This is a genomic window from Aquisediminimonas profunda (genome assembly GCF_019443285.1).
Taxonomy (GTDB): Bacteria; Pseudomonadota; Alphaproteobacteria; order Sphingomonadales; family Sphingomonadaceae; genus Aquisediminimonas; species Aquisediminimonas profunda.
On sequence record NZ_CP080327.1, the window covers coordinates 214,900 to 236,139 of the forward strand.

The window sequence follows — 21,240 nt, forward strand, 5'->3', positions numbered from 1 at the left end:
TTGCGCCCAATGTGGTGACTCATATTGCAAATGCCAAGCCCCGATTCAGCGCTTGCCGAAGGCCGAACCCGATGCTAACAGCCGCGCCTCACCCGCCCCGGCATGCCGGGGCCAGTCGCCAGAGCGGGCGTAGCTCAGGGGTAGAGCACAACCTTGCCAAGGTTGGGGTCGAGGGTTCGAATCCCTTCGCCCGCTCCAGCAAACTTGCATGCTATCAGGCGATATAGGCGCAAAAGAGAAAGCCGCCTAAGTGCTGCTGCGAAGCACAGCCGCCGATTGTGCGGGTATTTTCAAGACAATCTTGTTGTCACGGTCCTTCCTGACAAGCGAAATCGACACTTGTGCGCCCTGCGAATTCACAATCACGACCCGATATAGGCTGTCCGCTGCACCCGAGATTTCAAGGAAAGAGCCATTTGGTGAAAATACCGCGATAACCTCAGAACCGTCGGGATTGTGAAAAACCAAGGGCATGTCCTTCCCGAGCTGTGTTGACGCAAAATAGGCCTTGGCCCCCACCTCCAGTTCCCGCGTCACAGCCGAAATGCGCATCCATTTCGGCGTCAAAGCCAGATTGCCTGATTGATCGCGCCATACAATGGCGCCACCCCTCGTATCGGCATTTGAATCCGCCTTCTGTGCGGCACCATATGCCGCCCAGGCACTCGCGCCGCCAAATGCCAGATCCTTGAAGAACGTCTCCACCGTAGCCGGAATCCACTCAAGCATCGCTGTCTCTGCCCTCATTTGGGCTGCTGCTCTGCGGATAGCCGGCAGAGCAGCATCTGCAGACTTGTCTCCGTCATAACGATGGTAGGACACCGTGTTGATGGCCGCCGCCGCACCCGGTATTTTTGCGATATCCTGCAGATAATTTACCGTAAAACTTGCTGAGGATGCCGAGGGAGCGATGATGAGAGGATGGAGTCCGACCGTCGCGAGGCGTGCTTTTGCTGCCAGGATAGCCTTGCCAATCGCCTGACCTGTCCAACCCGCACCGTTGTTCGGCTCCAACACAACTTCAAGTGAATCTATCGTGATTCCGTATTTGTCGCGCAATCGCGTGGCTGCAAGTGTGACAATCTCTGCATATTCTTCGGGAGATGCGGCAAAGGAAACGTTGCCCTTCAGCGGTGTCCAGTCAAAGTCGACAAAACATAGGTTTACGAACAGCTTTTCATTGCGCGCAGCCAGGCGATTGCGGAGCGGAATGACAAAATTCTCGACATAATAATCAAAGGATGTCCATTGGAACCCGGCGGCGTTCGCTACATTTGGATCTTCATTGTCGTTGATCTTCTCATAGTAGTGGTTCCAACTCCCCTTGTACCCGATCTTGCTGGCTAGGAAGGGTGCGAAATAGTCCACCGGGTTTTCAACCCCGCTCCGCAGCTCGACGCGCACCCGCTTTACGCCAGCATCTTCAACCAGCATCTTGGCGATTTCCTGGCGGCTTTCGAGCCATGAAGCATCGTAGCGATCGTTGTCCTTGTCGAATTCCCAGAACCTCGGTGTAACCTCAACGCCCGCATAGGTTTGTCCGACTTGGCTCTGGTCAATCGCAATACGCGAAGTGATCTTGCCCGGGCCGTTTGTTCCACAGCAGGACGCAATGGCAACTAGCGCGCCGACAGTTGCCGTAAATTGCGCCATCGGCCGAAACCACTTTTGAATTTTCATGCAAATAACACCCCATTCATTTCGGCCAAATGAGCTGCTCGTGTAGTTTGCTATGCCATCAAAGAAAATAGTGCCGTCGGGCAAGAATGCCTCATCCCGGCCACGCGATCATAGGCCCAGTCGCCTGGCTTTCCTCCAAATGCCTTTTGAGCATCCGATCTGTTAGCGTAACCCTGAAATTGAGACTCATATTATCACTATTGCGAAGCACTCGCAAATCATGTAGCAAACGATTCGCAATAGCGGGAATTCTTCATGGTCGTTTGTGTCTGCAATGCTATTCGTGAAACGGACGTGCGGGATGCCGCACGGCGCGGAGCGCTCAGTCCGGCCAAGGCGTATCGTTCGCTCGGTTGCAAGCCGCAGTGCGGACAGTGCATTCCCTTCGCGCGTCAAATCATCAAGGCCGAACACGCAGTTGCGTGCTGATCACAAACTCGGTTTTCTGCAGGGTACGCCTATTTTCAGCCTGTTCGGTTCACGTCCCGGTCGCTAAGATCAGGCCAGCTTCAACGAAAGGGCCAGACCATGAAGGGCGACCCCAAGGTCATTGAATTTCTCAACCTCGCGCTCAAGAACGAGTTGACCGCAATCAATCAGTATTTCCTGCATTATCGGATGCTCGACAATTGGGGCGTCAGCCGGCTCGCCAAATTCGAATATGGCGAAAGCATTGATGAAATGAAGCATGCGGACAAGCTGGCCGAGAGGATCCTGTTCCTGGACGGACTGCCCAATTTCCAGATGCTGGGACGACTCCGCATTGGAGAATCGGTAGAGGAAGTGCTGAAGGCTGATCTGGAGCTAGAGGAAGAAGCGATCCCGCCGCTGCGCGATGCCATTGTTCATTGCGAGAAGGTGCGTGACTTTGTGAGTCGTGACCTGTTCGCCCATATTCTCGAGAATGAGGAAGAACATGTCGATACGCTCGAAACCCAGTTTGAGATGATCCGCCAGATGGGGCTCGAAAACTATATCCAGTTGCAGTCGCGTCCAGCCGACGACTAGGCTTGGCCGGTCGTGGCCCTATCGGGTCGCGAAGGCAGCGGATTTGGCCTGTAGGACCGGGTGGCGGGCCATCAGGGGATTCGTCTCCCCGTCAATCATTGCGACTGTACGTTCGAACGCGTCGCGCAGTTGGACCACGACTTCAATGATATTGTCTGGCGACTGGCGATACTCGATGCAGTCGCGCGCCTGAACCTCAATGTCTTCGGCCAGAGCCGCAACACCGATTGCCCCAATCTGCAAGGCTTCCGCGCGCAGCAGGTCTGCCGGATTCACCATTGCAACTGCATCACCCGCGCGCATGGCGTCTTCTATTTGCGTGACAGCCTTGGCCCCGTCTTCGCGCAAATAGCCAAGATGACGGAACAGCCGCACCCCAAGCGACGCCCGCGCCTGATCGAAACGAACCCAGTCCACCAGTTCAGTATCGTCCGCCATTGCCATAATGATGTTTGCGCCCTTCCGGCCAGCACTTCGCTGCGCCGAAAATATGCCCAAATCGTAAACGAGATGTTGAAGTTTGGGCGGATCCAAAAACAAATTAACAGAGAGCACTTCCGCGCGTCACGCTCCGGTCACCGAACGCACCGATTTTATCCCACCAAGAAACGGGGCCTTACCCGGCCTTGGCGACCCCGACGAGGGCTGGCCGCAGAAGGCGGTCTCGGATCATGTATCCCGACTGCATTTCCTGCACGATTGTTCCAGGTTCTGCTTCAGCGCTCGGAATTTCGACCATCGCCTGATGCCGATTGGGATCGAGCGGCTGACCAAGTGCATCGATTTTCTTGATCCCGTTGCGTTCAAACACCGATGCAAGTTCACGCTGGGTCGCTTCCAGCCCGGCGATCAGGCCCTTCCAGGCGTCTTCGGCGCGCATGGCTTCGGGAATGACCTCAAGTGCCCGCCCGAGATTGTCCGCGACAGACAGCATGTCGCGTGCAAATCCGGTCGCTGCATAGGCGCGGGCATCCTGCGCATCCTTCTCCAGACGGCGGCGCACATTTTGCGTTTCGGCCTGTGCATAGAGTATCTGCTGCCGGGCTTCTTCAAGCTCCTTCAGAAGGGCACCCAGCGGATCGGCTTCAGGATCGGGTTCAGACGGCGCGCCTTCCGCGATCATTTCATCTTCGGCCTTCAATTCTTCATCACTCATTTGTGCATCAATCTCGATAAGCTCTGTGCAGTGAAATCCACCATGGGAACGATGCGCGCGTAATTCAAGCGTGTCGGGCCGATTACCCCGACTACACCCACCACTCGCCCGTCATGCCCGTGATAGGGCGCGGCGATAACCGAAGACCCTGACAAAGCGAAGAGTTTGTTTTCTGCGCCAATGAAGACTTTCGTGGCCGATGCCTCCTGCGCGCTTTCGAGCAGGCGGGCAATTTCTTCCTTTCCTTCGATCTCGTCCAGCAGCTGGCGCACCCGATCAAGATTGGCAGCAGCCTGGTCATCGATCAGGTTCGCCGCGCCGCGGACGATCAGCACGGGGCGCTGGGCGCTGTCCCGTGCCCAATCCGCCAGACCTTCCAGAATCAGCTCGCGTGAGGCAGCGTCCAAGGCGGCCCGTTCTTGGCGGATCTCGTTTTCGAGCACCGCGGCCGCTTCCGCGAGCGTCAGCCCTGCCAGTCGCGCGGTCATATAGTTTCCGGCCTCAGCCAAACCCGATGCAGTCATGCCCTTCGGCAGAGTCATCACCCTGTTTTCAACGGAGCCGTCATCTCCGACAAGGACAGCCAGCGCCTGCTCGGCTGAAAGCGGTGCGAATGCAAATTGCTTCAGCCGGGGTGCTTTCCTGGGCACCAGCACCAGCCCCGCACAGGCGGAAAGACCGGACAAGGCTGCCGTCGCGGCCGTAAGTGCGTCTTCAATCGGTCCGGGATTCGCCAAGCGCGATTCGATGGCCGCGCGCTCATCGGCGCTCGGCTCTGCCGCTTGCATCATGCCGTCGACAAAGAGCCGCAGTCCCGTGTCAGTCGGCATCCGGCCCGCCGATGTGTGGGGCGCTGCAAGCAGGCCAAGCTCTTCCAGATCCTGCATCACGTTGCGGATCGACGCGGGCGACAGGTTCATCGCACCCAGTTTGGAGATCGTCCTAGACCCCACAGGTGCACCTGAACCCAGATAGGATTCAACGACGACGCGAAACACGTCGCGCGCGCGATCAGTCAGTTCATGAACAGGGGACACCGCCATCCATTCCGATGTAGGGCATCATCATGGTCTTCTCAACGGGCTGAAAAGACTATTGCTGCGGCTGAGCCTGACTGGCCTCGATTTCGGCAAGGCTCTTGAAATCAATCATGTCGATCAGGAACACAAGAGTGGAGTTGGCCGGTATCGGTCCCACCACCTTGTCGCCATAGGCGAGTTGCGGCGGTATGCAGAGCTTGTAGCTACCGCCGCGCTGCATCCGTTTAAGCCCTTCGGCAAATCCCGGGATCACTTGCCCCACCGGAACGGGAACGGGACCCGCGTCGTCAAAGGCAGCCCCTGTGGACGCGACGTACCCCTTGTAGTTGATGAGCGCGACGTCTGCGTCGCCCGGCATGGCGCCTGTGCCGGACTTCACAATATCAAAGCCAAGCCCTGAAGCGATCTTGGTCGCACATGTGCGCGCGGCCACTGCCAGCGGCCGCGGCGGCGCCTTGATCTCCAGGAGATCGACTTCGAAAACCAGATCCGCATTGGGCGGGATCTTGCCCGCGCCACGTGCACCATAGCCAAGGGTGGCAGGAATACAGAGACGAATGCGGCCCCCGACCTTCACCAGCATGAGGCCCTCCGAAAATCCGGGGATGACGTCTCCGACGCCAAATTCCGCGCGGTCGGACGCATCAAAGGCTGTGCCGTCTGCTGCAAGCGTGCCCTTGTAGCTGATGATGACCTTGTCTGTCGCACTGGGCATGGCACCAGTCCCGGCGCGCACTATGGAATAGCCGAGGCCCGAGGGCGTCTTCTGCGAACACTGTCCAGCGACAGGCGCTGCGGACGGGGCGGCGAAGCTGGCGTGCGAGCCAAGACCGGGCGCAGCACAAGCTAACACCATGGCAACGCGCATCGACGCGTGTCTGAAAGCGAGATGGTTCATGTCGGCGCGCCTAGCGACGCAATCCGCAGCAAGCAATGGCAGATCGGAAGCAAATCTATTTGCGCCGCGCGAGCCCGATCAGGACTACTCCGCCGATTGCCAGGAACATGCCGTTCCAACTCCATTGCGGGACGCCGATCATGAAACTGTCAGCAGGCCAGCGGATGATGTTCAGGCCCTGACCGATCCAAAGGCCGCCCATCAAAAGCATCAGGACGCCAAGCACCAGCACAATCGTTTTCAAAACGTTCATAGCCTTCTTCCTCTCCAAGGCACATGTTATGCGCCGGATTCGGCGAGATGAACAGATGGGATTATCGAGGGCGGGCATGGCAAGTGACACACGGGCGACAGACGATCCGCTTGAGGATTTCCAGCTGCGATCAATCGACTTGCTGGGCCAGGCGCGTCGGGTCTGGGTGACGGGCAATGGTCCTGCCGTGATCGTGATGACCGAAATGCCCGGTATCAGCCCACATGTTGCTCGATTTGCCCGCTGGGTGCGGGAGGCCGGCTTCACGGTTTATATGCCACATCTCTTCGGCAAGGATGGTGCTACCCCAAGAATGCCCGGCGCGTTGTTCACAATGATTGGCGGGTGCATCAGCCGCGAATTCAAGGCTTTTCAAGCAAACGCATCCAGCCCCGCAACGCAGTGGCTGCGCGCACTTGCCGCCTTTGCCCACAAGGAATGCGGGGGCAAGGGCGTTGGAGCTATCGGCATGTGCTTCACGGGGAATTTCGCCTTGTCGATGATGCTCGAAAAGTCAGTGCTTGCGCCAGTATTGTCGCAACCCTCTCTCCCGCTCAACGATCCGGCGGGCATGCATATTGCTCCTGATGAATTGGCCGCAGTCAAAGCGCGGATGGACGCGGAAGACCTGACGGTTCTTGCCTACCGCTTCGACGGCGACAAATTCTGCAGGGCGGCTCGCTTCGAAGCCTATGAAGCAGCGCTTGGTGACCGGTTCCAGGGACGCGTACTACCGGATTCCGCTGCCCGCCCAAACACGCAAATGAAGAATCCGCACAGCGTCGTGACGTTGCATCTCATTGACGAGGAAGGGCAACCAACCCGCGCGGCGCGCGACGAGATTCTGGAATTCTTCCGCATGCGCTTGAGCGGTTGACCGACCCGGCCTAAGGCGGCCGCTTCACAAGCGAAAGGATTTCCATGCGCCCTTCTGGACGCGCGCCCGACCAGATGCGGGCCATCACGATCGAACCTGCCTTTACCAAGCATGCTGAAGGGTCTTGCCTCGTCAGTTTTGGTGACACACGTGTGCTGGTGACGGCGAGCGTCGAAGAGCGCGTGCCGCCATTTCTGCGCGGCAAGGGCGAAGGCTGGGTCACTGCCGAATACGGGATGTTGCCGCGTGCAACGCATACACGAGGCAGCCGGGAAGCCGCCAAGGGGAAGCAATCCGGGCGGACGCAGGAAATCCAGCGTCTTATCGGGCGTTCGCTGCGGGCGGTCGTGGACCTGAAAGCGCTCGGTGAACGGCAGATCACCCTCGATTGCGACGTGATCCAGGCCGATGGCGGCACGCGGACAGCGTCAATCTCGGGCGCTTGGGTCGCACTGAGGCTTGCCGTCGACAAGCTCATTGCCGAGGGCAAGATTGCAGGAGATCCGATCTCCAGTCAGGTCGCGGCGATCAGCTGCGGAATCTACAAGGGCACTCCAGTGCTCGATCTGGACTATGAAGAGGACTCGAACGCCGGGGCCGACGCCAACTTCGTACTGCTTTCAAACGGCAACATCGCCGAAGCGCAAGCGACGGCAGAGGGCGAGACCTATGATGAGGAAGCCCTTTTGCGGCTCCTTCGTCTGGCACGGATCGGATGCACAGCCGTGTTCGCGGCGCAGTTGAAGGCTGTCGGGCGGTAATGCGAAAGCTGCAGCCGGGACCACTGGTTATCGCGTCCCACAACCAGGGCAAAGTTCGGGAGATTCGCGCTCTGCTGGCACCATTCGGGATAGAGCCGGTCTCTGCCGGCGATCTCGGACTGCCAGAACCCGAAGAGACCGGCACGACCTTTGCCGAGAACGCATTGATCAAGGCTCGTGCAAGTGCCGAAGGCTCGGGCATTGTCGCACTTGCGGATGACAGCGGCCTGTGTGTGGACGCGCTTGGCGGGGCGCCAGGTGTCTATACCGCAGATTGGGCCGAAACGCCCGAAGGCAGGGATTGGGGCCTTGCCATGCGCAAGGTGGAAGACCGGCTGGAAGCGTTGGGCTCCGATGTCGATCGTTCAGCCCATTTTGCATGCACCTTGGCGCTGTGCTGGCCTGATGGCGAGACAGCCCTTTTTGAAGGGCAAGTCGCTGGGCATCTCACTTGGCCGCCTCGAGGCGACCTCGGATTCGGCTATGATCCGGTCTTTGTTCCCGAAGGTCATGATCAGACCTTTGCCGAAATCGAACCGGAAAAGAAGCACGCAATCAGCCACCGCGCCGAGGCGTTTAGAGAACTGGTAAATGCGCTGTTATGAAACAGCGAAATTATCGGTCTGGAAGTTTTTTGAAAGGCGGTTCATTGAGTAGTCAGACGCCGAGTCTTAATTGCACTTTGAGGCGTGGGAGAATTCAGTGATGTTCGGTTGTGTGACAATTTCGATTGTGGGCGGAGCGCGTTGCGATCAGCTTTGCCACGCGGAGATGTCATCGTGAAGGTGAGGCGGCGCGCCGCGATCAAGCTGGTCGGCATTTCTGCAACGATTGGCCTTCTCGCTGCGTTCACGGTTCCCTCTACCAATGGCGGGCCGTCCTATGGCGTGGCTGCGGCACGCGACATCCTGGCGCTTCTTGGCGACCGTTCGCCCGGTGAACGCAAGCACGGCGCGCTCACCAGTACCAAAGTTCCCAAACTCCCGTATGAATTTGCCAAAGCTCCAATCCATACTCCAGTGCCCGAAAATGCGCCGGGAGAAATGGGGGCGTCGCCGCGCCTCATACCGTCGCTTGTCGAGCCCGAGACACCGTTCAGCGTGGCGCCCCCGCCAACTCCGCTTTCGCCAGATGCGCCAGAGACTCCATTACCGCCTGTCTTTACCGGTAGCAGCGGCGGCACCCCGATTTTCGTCGAAACTGGCAGCAGCGGCGGCGGAAGCAGCGGAGGTGGTAGCAGCGGCGGCACCAGCACGAGTAGTGGCGGCACCAGCACCAGCAGCGGTGGCACCAGCACGAGCAGTGGCGGCACCAGCACCAGCAGCGGTGGTACCAGCACGAGCAGCGGTGGCACCAGTACGAGTAGCGGTGGCACCAGTACAAGCAGCGGTGGCACAAGTTCCAGCAGTGGAGGTGAACCGCCGCCACCGATCGTTCCCGAACCGGCAACTTGGTTTATGATGTTGGCGGGCTTTGGTCTCGTCGGCACGATGCTGCGCCGGCGCAAGATGATTTTACCCGTTGTGGACAAGACGCTCGCCTGTCCGCCCTCCGGCTCGGACGTGTGACTGCAGGGAAGAAGTCACGACGTCCGGCCACGACGGATATCCGGATTCTGATTCCAGTCGCCCTGCTCGTCGGAACAGGTGTCTTTCTAGCCAGTCGACCGAGCACACCTGAAGTCCATATCGATCTCAGCCACGCGCCGGTGGGCACCCGAATCCCCTTGGCTGGTGCGCAAGCGGCCAAGCTCTCTTCACCCGACGGTGAGCCGCCAGTCACGTCCATTCTCAACGTCCGCAAACGGATGAGATATGGAGAATTCGTCTGGAACGATGCTGGTGTTGCTGCCGGCAAAGTGTGGGTCAGGATTGACCTTGAACGGCAGATCATTTCAGTCTTTCGCGCCGGCAATGAAATTGGAACAGCCGTGATCCTCTATGGCGCCGATGAAAAGCCAACTCCGACTGGCCAGCTTTCAATCCGGGAAAAGCTCAAGGATCATCGATCCAATACCTATGACGCCCCAATGCCGTATACCATGCGGCTGACCGATGACGGTGTTGCCATTCATGGCAGCAACGTTCGCTGGGGCGCTGCAACGCACGGATGCATTGGGGTTCCCCTCGGCTTTGCAGCCAAGCTGTTTGACCAGATCAAGGTGGGCGATCAGGTGCTCATCCTGCCAGCTGAACCCAAGCCTACAAAAGCCTGAATTTCAACGACACCCCAGGGACTGAAAAACCCGTCTGGCGTTGACGTGCCAAACTTGGTTAATAGTCCGCTAATCAAGAGCTGAAACCAATCAGCCATTCGCGCGTGTATATGCTGTCAGGGCAGTGCGAACATGGGGTCGAAAATGGTGGGTTCGGGTTTAGGCAAGATTGCAGGTGCAGTGGCTTTGGCTGTCTGTGCACCTTTGACTCTTGGCACGACGGAACTCCAGTCCAATCTGGAATCTCGGGTCTTGGCGTCGCACAACCGCGAGCGTGACCTTGCAGGCATTCCGCTTCTCCGCTGGAATGAATCTCTCGCCACCTCGGCTCGATACTGGGCGGACCATCTCGGCCGCATCAACCGGCTTGAGCACGCACCCTATGATCCGAGTGATCGAAATCCGCAGGGCGAAAATCTCTGGGCAGGAACTCGGGGCCATTATTCTGCCGAGAACATGGTCGAATACTGGATTCAGGAAAAACGTCATTTCCGCCCGGGAACATTCCCGCAAAACAGCCAGACTGGGCGGATAGAGGATGTCGGGCATTATACGCAGGTGATGTGGCGCAACACGCGCGAAGTCGGTTGCGCGCTTGGACAGGGTGCCGAATTCGATATCCTTGTCTGCCGATACAGTTCAGTTGGGAATGTCGTGGGACAAAAGCCCTTCTGAACCCGACTGTCGCGGCGAATTTAGCCTGAAGTGTCACAGTGGCGTTAGTCCGATGATGTCGCTATCGCGGCATGACGCGCCATGGAAGTTCATCCTCAATCGACAGAGCCGAGTTGCAGGCAGGACCCGCCGTTAGCCCTCTATATCCATTGGCCGTTCTGCATTTCAAAATGTCCTTATTGCGATTTTAACAGCCATGTTCGCGAAACCATAGACCAGGATGCCTGGCGTGCAGCAATGCTCCGGGATCTCGCGCACGAAGCGACCCTCCTGCCCGGCAGGCATATCGCATCGATTTTTTTCGGAGGAGGCACACCGTCGCTGATGCCACCGTCGACGGTTGAGGCGCTCATTGGGTCGGCACAGTCGCATTGGGGATTTGCTGCAAACGTCGAAATCACGCTTGAAGCGAACCCCTCCTCGGTTGAGGCTGCCCGCTTCGCGGATCTGTCACGCGCCGGCGTCAATCGGATTTCCCTTGGCTTGCAGGCGCTTGATGATGAAGCCCTTGGCTTCCTCGGACGTGCGCATGACGTGCAAGAAGGGCTGTCTGCCCTGGACGTGGCGCAGGACAATTTCGCGCGCGTGAGTTTCGACCTCATCTATGCCCGCCCGCATCAGACGATCGAGGCGTGGCACAACGAACTGGACCGTGCACTTTCGTTTGGGACGGAACATCTGTCCTTATATCAGTTGACCATCGAACCCGGCACCCGTTTCGCGACGCTCGTGGCACAAGGCGACATCGATTTAGTCGATCCAGATCATGGTGCCGCACTCTATGAACTGACACACGAAGTGACCCAGGCGGCAGGCTTGCCAGCCTATGAGATTTCGAACCATGCGCGGCCAGGTGCCGAAAGTCTCCATAACCTGACGTACTGGCGCTATGGTGACTATGTCGGCATCGGCCCAGGCGCACATGGTCGCCGTGGTGGGCTGGCCACGTCAAGGCACAAGAAGCCGGAGAACTGGCTGAAATCAATCGCTCGAAACGGTCATGGGTGTCAGGTCGAAGAGCCGCTTACGCCAAGAGAAAGAGCCAGCGAAGCACTCATCATGGGCCTTAGACTTCGCGAAGGCGTGGACCTTGCAGATCTGGCAGAGCGCTGCGGTGTTGACCCCGAAACCCTCATCAACATGCGCAAGGCCAACCTTCTCCAACAACATGGCCTTGTCCATCTGACCGGCCAACGCTTGTCTGTGACGTCCGAGGGCAGGATTTTGCTGGATCGCATACTCGCAGAGCTGGTTGAAACCTAACGTTTAGACTCTTCGACTATGGCGCGTCGGCATTCCGGCTGTTAGGGGACGCCCTCATGAAAAAGCTTCGCAAGGCCGTCTTTCCTGTCGGCGGACTCGGCACCCGCTTTCTTCCGGCCACAAAGGCCATGCCCAAGGAAATGTTGACGGTCGTCGACAAGCCTTTGATCCAATATGCAGTCGACGAGGCTCGTGAGGCCGGGATCGAGCAGATGATCTTCGTCACCGGGCGCGGAAAATCGGCGATCGAAGACCATTTCGACATTTCATACGAACTCGAAACGACGATGACGGATCGTGGCAAGTCGCTCGACGCAATTTCGGGTACGCGTTTCCGGCCTGGCGAGGTCATTTACGTGCGCCAACAGGAACCCATTGGGCTTGGTCATGCCATATGGTGCGCGCGCCATATCGTTGGTGACGAACCGTTTGCGATCTTTCTGCCCGATGAACTCATGGCCGGTAGCCCAGGGTGCATGAAGCAGATGGTCGACGCCTATGAAAAGGTCGGCGGAAACATTGTCTGCGGCTATGAAGTACCGGAAAGCGAAACGCACAAATATGGCGTGATTACTCCGGGACGCATTGATGGCCGATTGGTTGAGGTCAAGGCACTTGTCGAAAAGCCGCCGCAGGGTACAGCGCCTTCCAACCTCATGATCCCCGGGCGCTACATTCTTCAGCCTGAGGTCATGCGCATCCTCGAAGGTCAAGCCCGTGGTGCTGGCAATGAAATCCAGTTGACGGACGCCATGTCCCAGATGATCGGCAGCCAGCCTTTCCACGCATATGCGTTCGATGGTCGTCGGTTTGATTGTGGCGATAAGGCTGGCTTCATCACAGCGAACATCGCTCTTGCTCTTGATCGCCCGGATATTGGGCCCGAAGTCCGGCGCTGGATGGACGCGAATCAGTGATAAGAAATTCATGACTGGGTCAGCGGCACACGATTTGAATCCATAGTGTTCGCGTGACTTGATAAATACTTCCAAAGTCAGCATGCTTTTTCGAACCTTATTGTTGGAAGCCGCAGAAATCCGCCATAATTTAGTTCGCAATTAACGGAATTTCAGGACTTGGTTCCTAGACCCTGCAATGGGATCAAGGGACAAATTGTGCTGCGGAATCTTCGCTTAAGATCGGTTTCATCACTGTCCGCGATGATCATCATGTTCATCGCTGTATTGGGCTTCAGCTTGTCCCGCACAATTGATGCGGCCAACACGGTCGATACCGAACGGACACGCACGGCAGTAACCGCAGCAGTTCAGGCCCAGGTTCGACAAATCATCGTGATGGTCGATGACAACGCCTTGTGGGACGCGGCTGCAACGGCAGTCTACACCAACTTGAGTGATACCGAGTTTTACTGGAGCAGCTGGGGTTTTTCGTCAGCGGAAGCCAAATACTTCGATACGGTCCTCGTCCTTGATCACGAAGGACGTCCGCTGCTGGGTTATCGTCGCGGACGAGCGACGCGGTTCGACCCGATTGCGCGCTATGGCGAATCTTTTCGGATATTGCTGGAGCGCGCCGATCGCCAAAGGCAAGCGGTCGGTGGGTTGGCTGGTTCAGCTGAGGGGCCGGTCTTGATCGGCATTGCCAATATCGTTCCAACAAATAGCGCGCTGGATCATCTCGTTCCCAAATCTGGCCCGTATTGGCTCGTTTTTACAAAGCCCTTTGATCAAGGCGCCGCAGACCTGATTGGCCGCAGCCTCTTGCTCGACGATATGAAGCTTTCGGACAAGCCGTTAGGACAAGCTGCAATTGCCGTTCGCGACACTGCAGCCAAGCCGATCGCGAACCTGAGCTGGACCCCGGCCCGCCCGGGAAACACCGCAATCGAGCGCGTCCTCCCCTGGATTGCCATTGCTGCCTTATTGCACATCCTCATTGGCTTGTTTTTTGGTCGGCAAGCGCTTCGCTCCGTCTCCAAGCTGGCCGATGAGGCGATGGTCGACAGTTTGAGCAATCTGCCAAACCGACGCGCAGTCCGGCAAGAGCTGGATAGACGGCTGAAGCGGGGCGAACGGCTGGCTTTGGCACTGATCGACCTCGACGGCTTCAAGGGCATCAATGACAATTATGGCCACCACGTGGGCGACCGCCTGATCAAGAGCATCGCCACGCTGTTGCAGGACCTGGTCGGCAAGAACGGCATGATTGCCCGACTGGGCGGCGACGAGTTTGCAATCCTGATCCCCGGTGCTTCGGCTGTGAACCAGGTGCAGGACATTTCCCGCGCCATGCTCGACAAATTGTCGCGCCCGTTCCGCATTGATGAGCGCACAGTCCTGGTCGGGGCCAGCATTGGCTTGGCTTCCGTCAGTTTGCGCGATCTCGACTCCAGCGAATTGATGCGCCGCGCCGATGTGGCCATGTATGCTGCAAAGCAAGCCGGCAAGATGCGGCTGGCTTGGTATGATGAGATGCTTGACCAAAAGCAGGCTGTTGCCCGGACGATCGAAGCCGAACTGCGCGTTGCAATCGATGCGGAAGATTTCGAGCTGGTCTATCAGCCACTGGTCGATGTCCACGAAAAAAAGATCGTGGCGGCGGAGGCGCTGCTTCGATGGACAAGTCCGACGCGAGGTGTCGTCAATCCATCGGAATTCATTCCGGTTGCAGAAGAAACCGGACTGATCGACGCCATGGGCATGATTGTGCTGCGAAAGGCATGCCGCGACGCACTCGATTGGGGCGATGTCCGCTTGGCCATCAACGTATCAGCCGCGCAGTTGCGAAATCCCGAGTTTGCCGCTGCGTTGAGCCATGCTCTCGCTGAAACCGGCTTCCCCGCGGAGCGGCTGGAGCTGGAAATCAATGAATCCTACCTTGTCTATGATCCCGACACGGCTGGCAGGGTCCTCGGGGAAATCCGTGCCCTTGGCGTCGGCGTTTCACTTGATGATTATGGAACCGGTCACGCGTCCATCGGCTTCTTGCGGCAATTCTCTTTCAGCAAGGTCAAACTCGATCGGTCGCTCGTTTCAGAAGCAGGTTTGAGCGAGGAGGCGCGCACCGTGATCCACGCAAATGTTGCAGTTGCCCGGGCCCTGAATGTCGCCGTTGCAGCAGAAGGTGTCGAAACCGCAGATCAGGCTGACCTGATGCGGGTGGCCGGATGCGACCAATTGCAGGGCTGGTTCTTTTCAAGAGCAGTAACGGCTCGGGAAATCGCAGCGAGGGTTCTGAAGGATCACCCCGAACATCCCTCTTCTCGCCTCAGGGCAGTATGACCCTCACGGCTTGGGCGTGACTTTCCGGATGAGCCCTTCCTGCGCGACATTGGCAACCAGCCGACCGTCACGTGTGTAAATGCTGCCCTGATTGAAACCCCGAGCGCGCCCAGCCCAAGGGCTTTCGGTCACATAGAGCATCCATTCGTCACAGCGAAAATCGTCATGCAACCAGAGCGCGTGATCAAGGCTCGCGCTCTGTAGTTCACCTTTCAGCCAGCTCAGGCCGTGCGGCAGCGCGCAAGTGCCAAGCAACGTCATGTCGGACACATAGGCAAGCACGGCACGATGCAGGACGGGGTCGTCAGGCAATGTGGCGACGGTGCGAAACCAGCTGTGAGTCAAAGCCGGTCGCTTTTCGCTGTTCATCCAGTGGCGCGCCTCGACCGGGCGGAATTCAATTGCCCTTGGCCGGGTCATTAAGCGGCGCAGCCTCTCGGGTATCTGGTCGATCACGGCACGACGCAGATCGGCTTCGCTCGGCAGATCATCTGGGGGTGGCACCTCGGGCATTGCATCCTGATGCGAAACGCCGGATTCCAGCTTGTGGAAAGAAGCGGCAAGATTGAGGATCGGGCGCCCGTCCTGTTCGGCAATCACGCGGCGGGCGGAAAAACTGCCGCCGTCAAAATCGCGTTCGACGCGGTAGGTGATGTCGGACTCCTCGCTTCCGCCACGCAGGAAATAGGCGTGGAGCGAATGGGCAAGCCGGTCCGGATCGACAGCCGCTGTAGCCGCCATCAGGGCCTGGGCAATCACTTCGCCTCCAAAGACGCGGCCCACGCCGCCCTTCTGGCGCTTGCCAACAAAAATGTCATTGCCTTGCGGTACGACCGTCAGCAGCCGGGTAAGCCCATCGACCAGAGCCTGCGGAGACGGGCCCGCTTCTTCGGAATTCATCATGTGATTCTGCCTTTTCGGCGCCGCCTTATCGGCGCAAGCGCGCCCAAGGCAAGCGCCGAACTGGCGCGGGTCAAGCCCGGGTCATTGTCCACTCGCCATTTGCGCTACGGCATGCCTGAAGTGTTTCGGTTTCCTCCGCCGCACCCGGTTGCGAAATCGTCTGTTTTACGACGCGACAGCCATTGGCGACCGACGAACTGACCGCCTTCTTGAGGAGCGGTGCAGAGACATAGCCTTGCCCCAATCCCTGATCTGAAACGAGCACCCACGGCTGGCCCTTGACGGCTGCAGGCACCCACACCCGCTGGCCAGAAACGAGGCGCCCAAGGACCGCGGAATCGGTGCCCGGCGCACTGCGAATATTGGCATTTGTAGTGGAGACATAAGCAGCCGCGACTTTTGTATAGCCTTCTGCGGGTTCGACACCCGAGGCCAGTCGGAGGCTGGCAAGATCAACGCCCTGATCATTCTGGGCAACTTCAACGCGGCCCGAGGCGCCGGTCTGATCGCTCTGCCAATTCTGGTCCTTGCCCGTCAGCACAGCCTGCTCGAGGGCGCGTTCGGCTTTGGCCCGATCATCCTTCTGCAGCTTGCATCCGAGTGCCGAGCCCGCAGCAGCGCCTAGCACGCCGCCAAGGATCGTGCCCAATGTCCTGCTGCCTCGCCCGGCAATCCGGTTGCCAAGAAGTCCGCCAATCGCACCACCCGCAACCGCTCCGATGGTCTGTTTGTCACCCTCTGCCGAGCAGCCGAAAATACCGCCGATGCCGGCGACCTTCCGTCCGCCGCCGCTATCCCTTGCTTCCATGGCCGGTGTGGTGCTTGCCGGGGTTGGCGTCGCGTTGATGGCATTTGCGACGGTTCCCGTCACGAGCAACGAAATCGCTGCAGTCGAAATCAGGATTTTCTTCATGATCCATCCCCTTCGTTCAAGAATTGCCTTCACGCTAGAAACCTGGCGCTGAACCCTCTCTTAACCGCAAATGGGCTTTCGTTGATGCCACTTTTGTCGCAAGACGGGGCGCACAGCGTTCCTGTTTGATGGAGTGGATTGGCATGAGCCGGAAATTCTTTGGCACTGATGGAATTCGGGGGCGGACGAATGCCGGTGCCATGACGGCAGAGATGGCCATGAAAGTGGGGATGGCGGCAGGCGCCCATTTTCTGCGGGGCGAGCATCGCCACCGTGTCGTGATTGGCAAGGATACGCGGCTTTCGGGATATATGATTGAAAACGCGCTGGTGGCCGGATTTACCTCTGTCGGGATGGATGTCGTCCAGGTCGGCCCGATGCCAACCCCTGCTGTTGCGATGCTGACGCGCTCAATGCGTGCAGATTTGGGCGTGATGATCTCGGCCAGCCACAACCCCTATTACGACAATGGCATAAAATTGTTCGGACCGGATGGCTACAAGCTCTCGGACGATGATGAACGGTCGATCGAAGCGCTCCTGGAGAATCCGCCCATGCTCGTGGACTCAGCGCGGATCGGGCGGGCACGCCGGGTCGAGGATGCTCGCGGGCGTTATTCGCATTTCGCCAAATCCTGCTTCCCGGAAGAATTGCGGCTCGACGGACTGAAGGTGGTGATCGACTGCGCAAATGGCGCGGCCTATCAGGTTGCGCCTTCCGCCCTCTGGGAGTTGGGTGCCGAAACCATCGCCATTGGCGTCACGCCCAACGGCACGAACATCAACGACAATTGTGGATCTACATCGCCGGCCCTGCTTCAGGAAACGGTTGTCGCGTCGGGTGCAGACATTGGCATTGCGCTCGATGGCGACGCAGACCGACTGATCATTGTCGATGAGTTGGGGCGCATTGTGGATGGCGATCAGATCATGGCGCTCATCGGCAAAAGCTGGTCAGAGGCGGGACGCCTCAAGGGCAGTGGCGTGGTTGCCACTGTCATGTCCAACCTTGGCCTTGAGCGCTTCCTGGCGTCTATTGGCCTGACCCTTGAGCGAACGGCGGTGGGTGATCGCTATGTCCTCGAACGGATGCGGAGTGGCGGATTCAACGTCGGCGGCGAACAATCCGGGCATATCATACTGTCCGACTATGCAACGACGGGCGACGGTCTGGTGGCCGCGCTGCAGGTGCTCGCCGAGCTTGTCCGGCAGCGCAAGCCCGCAAGCGAAGTGCTTCATCTATTCGATACCGTCCCGCAATTGCTGAAGAATGTGCGCTTCTCTGGCGGGCGGCCACTTGAGGCTGACAGCGTCAAGCAGGTAATTGCCGATGCGGAGCGTGAGCTTAATGGCAAGGGGCGGTTGGTCATCCGTCCCTCAGGGACCGAGCCGGTCATCCGCGTGATGGCCGAAGGCGACGATGCCGACCAGGTGACACGCCTCGTCGATGACATTTGTCGTGCTGTGCAGGAGGCCGCGGCCTGATGCTTGAAATGCGGCCTGACTGCGAACGGTGCGGCGCCGACCTTCCGGCGGAATTGTCTGGCGCCTTCATCTGTTCTTTCGAATGCACCTTCTGTGCGGACTGCTCAGACGCGCTGGATGATCGCTGCCCCAATTGCGGCGGGGAACTGGTCGACCGCCCAACAAGGGCCAAGGCAAAACTCGAGAAGTTTCCTGCAAGTGCTGTTCGAAAATTCAAAGGGTGACAGCCCGGATTCTCATCATCGCCGGTTCGGATTCCGGCGGAGGCGCCGGCATTCAGGCCGATATCAAGACAGTCACGATGCTCGGCGGCCATGCGATGACTGCGGTAACGGCGGTGACCGCACAGAATACGCTCGGGGTCGACGCGGTACATGTGATCCCGACAAAGATGGTCGTCGCACAGATCGACGCTGTCGTGCGTGATATCGGGGTCGATGCCGTCAAGATCGGGATGATCGGTACGGCCCAAACGGCAAATGCCGTCGCAGATTATTTGAAGCGCCTGACGGTGCCCATCGTGTTCGATCCGGTCATGATCGCGACAAGCGGTGCCAGTTTGGCTGACGAGCAAACCATTTCCGCATTTGAGCGGCTGATGGCGATAGCATCGCTCGTAACCCCCAACCTTCCCGAACTTGAGGCACTTGGCGGAACGAAGCCGATCCTGGCCCATGGCTGTCACCTTCTGGTCAAGGGCGGGCACGGCGAAGGCGACGACATTGTAGACCGGCTTATGTCGCCGCGCGGACAAGTGCGCGAATGGCACGGCGAGCGCATTGATACCACCCAAACCCATGGGACCGGCTGCACGCTGGCAAGCGCCATCGCCTGTGGTCTGGGTCAGGGTTTGGCGATCGATCTTGCCATAGAGCGCGCAATAGCGTTCGTTCGGCTCGCCCTTATCGAAGCGCCTGGACTGGGTGCGGGCCATGGCCCGATGGGCCAGCAGAATGTTTTGGACTTCCGATGATCGCCGGTGTTGACGAGGCTGGGCGTGGACCACTTGCGGGGCCCGTCGTTGCTGCTGCGGTTATCTTGTGCGACCGTGGCATTGAAGGCCTTGACGACAGCAAGAAGCTCTCACCCCCCCGCCGCGCCACGCTTGAGGCCAAGATCCTTGAAACTTGCGTTGTAGGTATTGGTGAGGCTTCGGTCGAGGAAATCGACCGAATCAACATCCTGCAAGCGACCCTGCTTGCGATGGCGCGCGCTGTTGAAGCGCTGGGTGTCGAGCCAGCAAGGATACTGGTTGACGGCAATCGCTTGCCCCGCTGGCGTTACCGGGCGGAAGCAGTGATCGGCGGCGATGCCATCCATGCCTGCATTTCGGCCGCAAGCATCATCGCCAAGGAACATCGGGATCGTATCATGATCGCCGCAGACAGAGAATTTCCGGGCTATGGCTGGTCCCGCAACAAGGGCTATGGCGCGGCCGCGCATCTTGCCGCATTGCACGAATTGGGCCCTACGCCGCTTCACCGGCGTTCTTTTGCACCGGTCGCCAAATATTTTTGGCCAGTGAGTCAAACTGGTCACACCACCACAGTTTGAGTCCCGACGCTCCAAATCGATCAACATCTCGTGGGGGACTCTTTCCGTTCCGCCAAAGGTTAACGAATTCGTTAACCTTGATCGTTAACCCTCTGTCTTGACGTCGGAGTCTGCATGATCGAGGCAGGACATTCGTGCATCGAAAGGGGTGTTGAATGGGGGTTTTGGAACGGGTCCGCAAACCGGCAATCGCCGCAGCCAAGCTGCCGCTTGACCGGATCCTGCGTGACGATTGTGTGGCCGCGATGCGCGCCCTTCCCGATGCGTGCGTAGACATGGTCTTTGCCGACCCGCCATACAACCTCCAGCTTGGTGGCGACCTCTTTCGCCCTGAAGGCGGTCGCGTCGATGCCGTCGATAACGATTGGGACAAGTTTGACAGCAATGCCGTCTATGATGCCTTTTCGCATGCCTGGCTGGCTGAAGCCCGCCGCATCCTGAAGCCCAACGGTACGCTGTGGGTGATCGGATCCTATCACAACATCTTTCGCGTCGGTTCCGTTTTGCAGGATGAGGGGTTCTGGATCCTCAACGACATCATCTGGCGCAAATCCAACCCGATGCCCAATTTCAAGGGCACGCGCTTTACCAACGCCCATGAGACGCTGATCTGGGCCTCAAAGTCGGAAGACGCACGCTACACGTTCAACTATCGTGCGATGAAAACGCTCAACGATGAACTCCAGATGCGGTCCGACTGGTCGTTCCCGATCTGCGGCGGGCAAGAGCGTATCAGGAAAAATGGCACCAAGGCCCATCCGACGCAAAAGCCGGAAGCCCTTGTTTATCGGATCCTTCTCGCGTGCACCCAGCCGGGCGATGTGGTGCTGGACCCGTTCTTCGGCACAGGCACGACCGGAGCTGTCGCAAAGCGGCTCCAGCGCCACTTCATCGGTATCGAGCGCGAGCAGGACTATATCGATGTTGCAGAGGAACGGATTGCCGCCGCGCTTCCACTTGACGAGTCAGCCGTCACGACAATGCAATCGCCCACGGCAGCGCCTCGGGTTGCCTTTGGCACGCTTGTCGAAACCGGCTATCTCCAGCCGGGCGCAAAGCTGTGGGACATCAAGCGACGTTGGGGTGCAACAGTCCGGGCCGATGGGTCGCTGGCAATTGGAACCGACGCCGGCTCGATCCACAAACTCGGTGCAACGCTGCAAAAGGCACCAAGCTGCAACGGCTGGACCTTCTGGCATTATGAAGCAGACGACGGGCTGAAGCCGATCGATGCGCTGCGACAGACCTATTTGCTCGCCACGCAGCCTTAGTCTGTAGCGCGATAATCGCGCGAAATGGTGTCCAGCCCAGTCAACGC

24 protein-coding genes and 1 tRNA gene are annotated in these 21,240 nt (G+C 58.6%); 17 read left to right on the forward strand and 8 right to left on the reverse strand.

Annotation, left to right across the window (positions count from 1 at the left end; translation table 11 throughout):
* Positions 1–123: 123 nt before the first annotated feature.
* Positions 124–198 (forward strand) — tRNA-Gly (locus K0O24_RS01080).
* A 48-nt stretch (positions 199–246) separates the two neighbouring features.
* On the opposite strand, the gene K0O24_RS01085 is transcribed toward K0O24_RS01080, so the two are convergent.
* On the reverse strand, positions 247–1,680 hold the full coding sequence (locus K0O24_RS01085; RefSeq protein ID WP_219894006.1) for a glycoside hydrolase: 1,434 nt from the start codon (positions 1,678–1,680) through the stop codon (positions 247–249).
* A gap of 255 nt (positions 1,681–1,935) precedes the next feature.
* Here K0O24_RS01085 and K0O24_RS01090 point away from each other — a divergent pair, with 255 nt between their 5' ends.
* Entirely contained in the window at positions 1,936–2,109 is a 174-nt protein-coding gene (locus K0O24_RS01090) for a (2Fe-2S)-binding protein (protein WP_219894007.1), read from the forward strand.
* Between the two features lie 99 nt (positions 2,110–2,208).
* Positions 2,209–2,688 (forward strand): bacterioferritin, encoded by a 480-nt coding sequence (gene bfr / locus K0O24_RS01095; protein WP_219894008.1) that lies wholly within the window; start codon positions 2,209–2,211, stop codon positions 2,686–2,688.
* 18 nt (positions 2,689–2,706) lie between these two features.
* On the opposite strand, the gene K0O24_RS01100 is transcribed toward bfr, so the two are convergent.
* The 5 genes from K0O24_RS01100 to K0O24_RS01120 form a co-directional block, all read right to left on the reverse strand.
* Positions 2,707–3,126 (reverse strand): Hpt domain-containing protein, encoded by a 420-nt coding sequence (locus tag K0O24_RS01100; RefSeq protein ID WP_219894009.1) that lies wholly within the window; start codon positions 3,124–3,126, stop codon positions 2,707–2,709.
* Positions 3,127–3,304: 178 nt separating this feature from the next.
* Positions 3,305–3,844: a nucleotide exchange factor GrpE gene (grpE, locus tag K0O24_RS01105; RefSeq protein WP_219894010.1), complete on the reverse strand. Its 540-nt coding sequence runs from the start codon at positions 3,842–3,844 to the stop codon at positions 3,305–3,307.
* Positions 3,841–4,887 (reverse strand): heat-inducible transcriptional repressor HrcA, encoded by a 1,047-nt coding sequence (gene hrcA / locus K0O24_RS01110; protein ID WP_219894011.1) that lies wholly within the window; start codon positions 4,885–4,887, stop codon positions 3,841–3,843. The genes grpE and hrcA overlap by 4 nt, the downstream gene beginning before the upstream one ends.
* Before the next feature lie 49 nt (positions 4,888–4,936).
* Positions 4,937–5,782, reverse strand: coding sequence for an FKBP-type peptidyl-prolyl cis-trans isomerase (locus K0O24_RS01115; protein WP_219894012.1), 846 nt, complete (start codon positions 5,780–5,782; stop codon positions 4,937–4,939).
* A gap of 55 nt (positions 5,783–5,837) precedes the next feature.
* Complete coding sequence (locus tag K0O24_RS01120) at positions 5,838–6,035, reverse strand: hypothetical protein (protein WP_219894013.1); 198 nt, start codon at positions 6,033–6,035, stop codon at positions 5,838–5,840.
* Between the two features lie 76 nt (positions 6,036–6,111).
* Here K0O24_RS01120 and K0O24_RS01125 point away from each other — a divergent pair, with 76 nt between their 5' ends.
* The 9 genes from K0O24_RS01125 (at position 6,112) to K0O24_RS01165 (ending at position 15,068) form a co-directional block, all read left to right on the forward strand.
* Positions 6,112–6,912 carry a dienelactone hydrolase family protein gene (locus tag K0O24_RS01125; RefSeq protein ID WP_219894014.1) on the forward strand — a complete coding sequence of 267 codons (801 nt, stop codon included), beginning with the start codon at positions 6,112–6,114 and terminating at the stop codon, positions 6,910–6,912.
* A gap of 44 nt (positions 6,913–6,956) precedes the next feature.
* A complete protein-coding gene (gene rph / locus K0O24_RS01130) occupies positions 6,957–7,673 on the forward strand; it encodes a ribonuclease PH (protein ID WP_219894015.1) in 717 nt (238 codons plus the stop codon).
* Positions 7,673–8,278 carry an RdgB/HAM1 family non-canonical purine NTP pyrophosphatase gene (gene rdgB, locus K0O24_RS01135; protein WP_246611082.1) on the forward strand — a complete coding sequence of 202 codons (606 nt, stop codon included), beginning with the start codon at positions 7,673–7,675 and terminating at the stop codon, positions 8,276–8,278. Before rph ends, rdgB begins: the two co-directional genes overlap by 1 nt.
* Before the next feature lie 174 nt (positions 8,279–8,452).
* Positions 8,453–9,241, forward strand: coding sequence for a PEPxxWA-CTERM sorting domain-containing protein (locus K0O24_RS16695; protein ID WP_246611083.1), 789 nt, complete (start codon positions 8,453–8,455; stop codon positions 9,239–9,241).
* Entirely contained in the window at positions 9,238–9,888 is a 651-nt protein-coding gene (locus tag K0O24_RS16700; RefSeq protein WP_246611084.1) for a L,D-transpeptidase family protein, read from the forward strand. Before K0O24_RS16695 ends, K0O24_RS16700 begins: the two co-directional genes overlap by 4 nt.
* Positions 9,889–10,020: 132 nt before the next feature.
* The gene (locus K0O24_RS01150; protein WP_246611085.1) at positions 10,021–10,563 is read left to right on the forward strand and encodes a CAP domain-containing protein; all 543 of its coding nucleotides are present in this window, start codon (positions 10,021–10,023) and stop codon (positions 10,561–10,563) included.
* 81 nt (positions 10,564–10,644) lie between these two features.
* Complete coding sequence (hemW, locus tag K0O24_RS01155) at positions 10,645–11,826, forward strand: radical SAM family heme chaperone HemW (RefSeq protein WP_219894017.1); 1,182 nt, start codon at positions 10,645–10,647, stop codon at positions 11,824–11,826.
* A gap of 56 nt (positions 11,827–11,882) precedes the next feature.
* Positions 11,883–12,743: a UTP--glucose-1-phosphate uridylyltransferase GalU gene (gene galU, locus K0O24_RS01160; RefSeq protein WP_219894018.1), complete on the forward strand. Its 861-nt coding sequence runs from the start codon at positions 11,883–11,885 to the stop codon at positions 12,741–12,743.
* A gap of 243 nt (positions 12,744–12,986) precedes the next feature.
* Entirely contained in the window at positions 12,987–15,068 is a 2,082-nt protein-coding gene (locus K0O24_RS01165; protein ID WP_219894019.1) for a putative bifunctional diguanylate cyclase/phosphodiesterase, read from the forward strand.
* A 3-nt stretch (positions 15,069–15,071) separates the two neighbouring features.
* Here K0O24_RS01165 and K0O24_RS01170 read toward each other — a convergent pair whose 3' ends face one another.
* Together K0O24_RS01170 and K0O24_RS01175 are read right to left on the reverse strand one after the other, a co-directional pair.
* Positions 15,072–15,971: an acyl-CoA thioesterase gene (locus K0O24_RS01170; protein WP_219894020.1), complete on the reverse strand. Its 900-nt coding sequence runs from the start codon at positions 15,969–15,971 to the stop codon at positions 15,072–15,074.
* A gap of 70 nt (positions 15,972–16,041) precedes the next feature.
* Entirely contained in the window at positions 16,042–16,884 is an 843-nt protein-coding gene (locus tag K0O24_RS01175; protein ID WP_219894021.1) for an SH3 domain-containing protein, read from the reverse strand.
* Positions 16,885–17,027: 143 nt separating this feature from the next.
* On the opposite strand from K0O24_RS01175, the gene glmM reads away from it, so the two are divergent.
* The 5 genes from glmM to K0O24_RS01200 all read left to right on the forward strand — a co-directional run bounded on the left by glmM (position 17,028) and on the right by K0O24_RS01200 (position 21,193).
* Entirely contained in the window at positions 17,028–18,368 is a 1,341-nt protein-coding gene (glmM, locus tag K0O24_RS01180; protein WP_219894022.1) for a phosphoglucosamine mutase, read from the forward strand.
* Positions 18,368–18,592 (forward strand): DUF1272 domain-containing protein, encoded by a 225-nt coding sequence (locus tag K0O24_RS01185; RefSeq protein WP_219894023.1) that lies wholly within the window; start codon positions 18,368–18,370, stop codon positions 18,590–18,592. The genes glmM and K0O24_RS01185 overlap by 1 nt, the downstream gene beginning before the upstream one ends.
* Positions 18,589–19,341 (forward strand): bifunctional hydroxymethylpyrimidine kinase/phosphomethylpyrimidine kinase, encoded by a 753-nt coding sequence (gene thiD, locus K0O24_RS01190; protein ID WP_219894024.1) that lies wholly within the window; start codon positions 18,589–18,591, stop codon positions 19,339–19,341. Before K0O24_RS01185 ends, thiD begins: the two co-directional genes overlap by 4 nt.
* Positions 19,338–19,922, forward strand: coding sequence for a ribonuclease HII (locus tag K0O24_RS01195; RefSeq protein ID WP_219894025.1), 585 nt, complete (start codon positions 19,338–19,340; stop codon positions 19,920–19,922). Before thiD ends, K0O24_RS01195 begins: the two co-directional genes overlap by 4 nt.
* 155 nt (positions 19,923–20,077) lie before the next feature.
* Positions 20,078–21,193, forward strand: a complete 1,116-nt coding sequence (locus K0O24_RS01200; RefSeq protein ID WP_219894026.1) for a site-specific DNA-methyltransferase — start codon at positions 20,078–20,080, stop codon at positions 21,191–21,193.
* The last annotated feature ends 47 nt before the right edge of the window (positions 21,194–21,240 follow it).

Excerpts from the sequence above, each read along its gene's own strand:
- K0O24_RS01185 (WP_219894023.1), top strand. The coding sequence starts at position 18,368 with ATGCTTGAAATGCGGCCTGACTGCGAACGGTGCGGCGCCGACCTTCCG.
- K0O24_RS01085 (WP_219894006.1), bottom strand. The coding sequence starts at position 1,680 with ATGAAAATTCAAAAGTGGTTTCGGCCGATGGCGCAATTTACGGCAACT.
- hemW (WP_219894017.1), top strand. The coding sequence starts at position 10,645 with ATGGAAGTTCATCCTCAATCGACAGAGCCGAGTTGCAGGCAGGACCCG.
- galU (WP_219894018.1), top strand. The coding sequence starts at position 11,883 with ATGAAAAAGCTTCGCAAGGCCGTCTTTCCTGTCGGCGGACTCGGCACC.
- K0O24_RS01165 (WP_219894019.1), top strand. The coding sequence starts at position 12,987 with ATGATCATCATGTTCATCGCTGTATTGGGCTTCAGCTTGTCCCGCACA.
- rph (WP_219894015.1), top strand. The coding sequence starts at position 6,957 with ATGCGCCCTTCTGGACGCGCGCCCGACCAGATGCGGGCCATCACGATC.
- K0O24_RS01120 (WP_219894013.1), bottom strand. The coding sequence starts at position 6,035 with ATGAACGTTTTGAAAACGATTGTGCTGGTGCTTGGCGTCCTGATGCTT.
- K0O24_RS01115 (WP_219894012.1), bottom strand. The coding sequence starts at position 5,782 with ATGAACCATCTCGCTTTCAGACACGCGTCGATGCGCGTTGCCATGGTG.
- K0O24_RS01170 (WP_219894020.1), bottom strand. The coding sequence starts at position 15,971 with ATGATGAATTCCGAAGAAGCGGGCCCGTCTCCGCAGGCTCTGGTCGAT.
- K0O24_RS01150 (WP_246611085.1), top strand. The coding sequence starts at position 10,021 with ATGGGGTCGAAAATGGTGGGTTCGGGTTTAGGCAAGATTGCAGGTGCA.
- K0O24_RS01195 (WP_219894025.1), top strand. The coding sequence starts at position 19,338 with ATGATCGCCGGTGTTGACGAGGCTGGGCGTGGACCACTTGCGGGGCCC.
- K0O24_RS01200 (WP_219894026.1), top strand. The coding sequence starts at position 20,078 with ATGGGGGTTTTGGAACGGGTCCGCAAACCGGCAATCGCCGCAGCCAAG.
- grpE (WP_219894010.1), bottom strand. The coding sequence starts at position 3,844 with ATGAGTGATGAAGAATTGAAGGCCGAAGATGAAATGATCGCGGAAGGC.
- K0O24_RS01175 (WP_219894021.1), bottom strand. The coding sequence starts at position 16,884 with ATGAAGAAAATCCTGATTTCGACTGCAGCGATTTCGTTGCTCGTGACG.
- glmM (WP_219894022.1), top strand. The coding sequence starts at position 17,028 with ATGAGCCGGAAATTCTTTGGCACTGATGGAATTCGGGGGCGGACGAAT.
- hrcA (WP_219894011.1), bottom strand. The coding sequence starts at position 4,887 with ATGGCGGTGTCCCCTGTTCATGAACTGACTGATCGCGCGCGCGACGTG.
- K0O24_RS01100 (WP_219894009.1), bottom strand. The coding sequence starts at position 3,126 with ATGGCGGACGATACTGAACTGGTGGACTGGGTTCGTTTCGATCAGGCG.
- rdgB (WP_246611082.1), top strand. The coding sequence starts at position 7,673 with ATGCGAAAGCTGCAGCCGGGACCACTGGTTATCGCGTCCCACAACCAG.
- K0O24_RS01125 (WP_219894014.1), top strand. The coding sequence starts at position 6,112 with ATGGCAAGTGACACACGGGCGACAGACGATCCGCTTGAGGATTTCCAG.
- bfr (WP_219894008.1), top strand. The coding sequence starts at position 2,209 with ATGAAGGGCGACCCCAAGGTCATTGAATTTCTCAACCTCGCGCTCAAG.
- K0O24_RS01090 (WP_219894007.1), top strand. The coding sequence starts at position 1,936 with ATGGTCGTTTGTGTCTGCAATGCTATTCGTGAAACGGACGTGCGGGAT.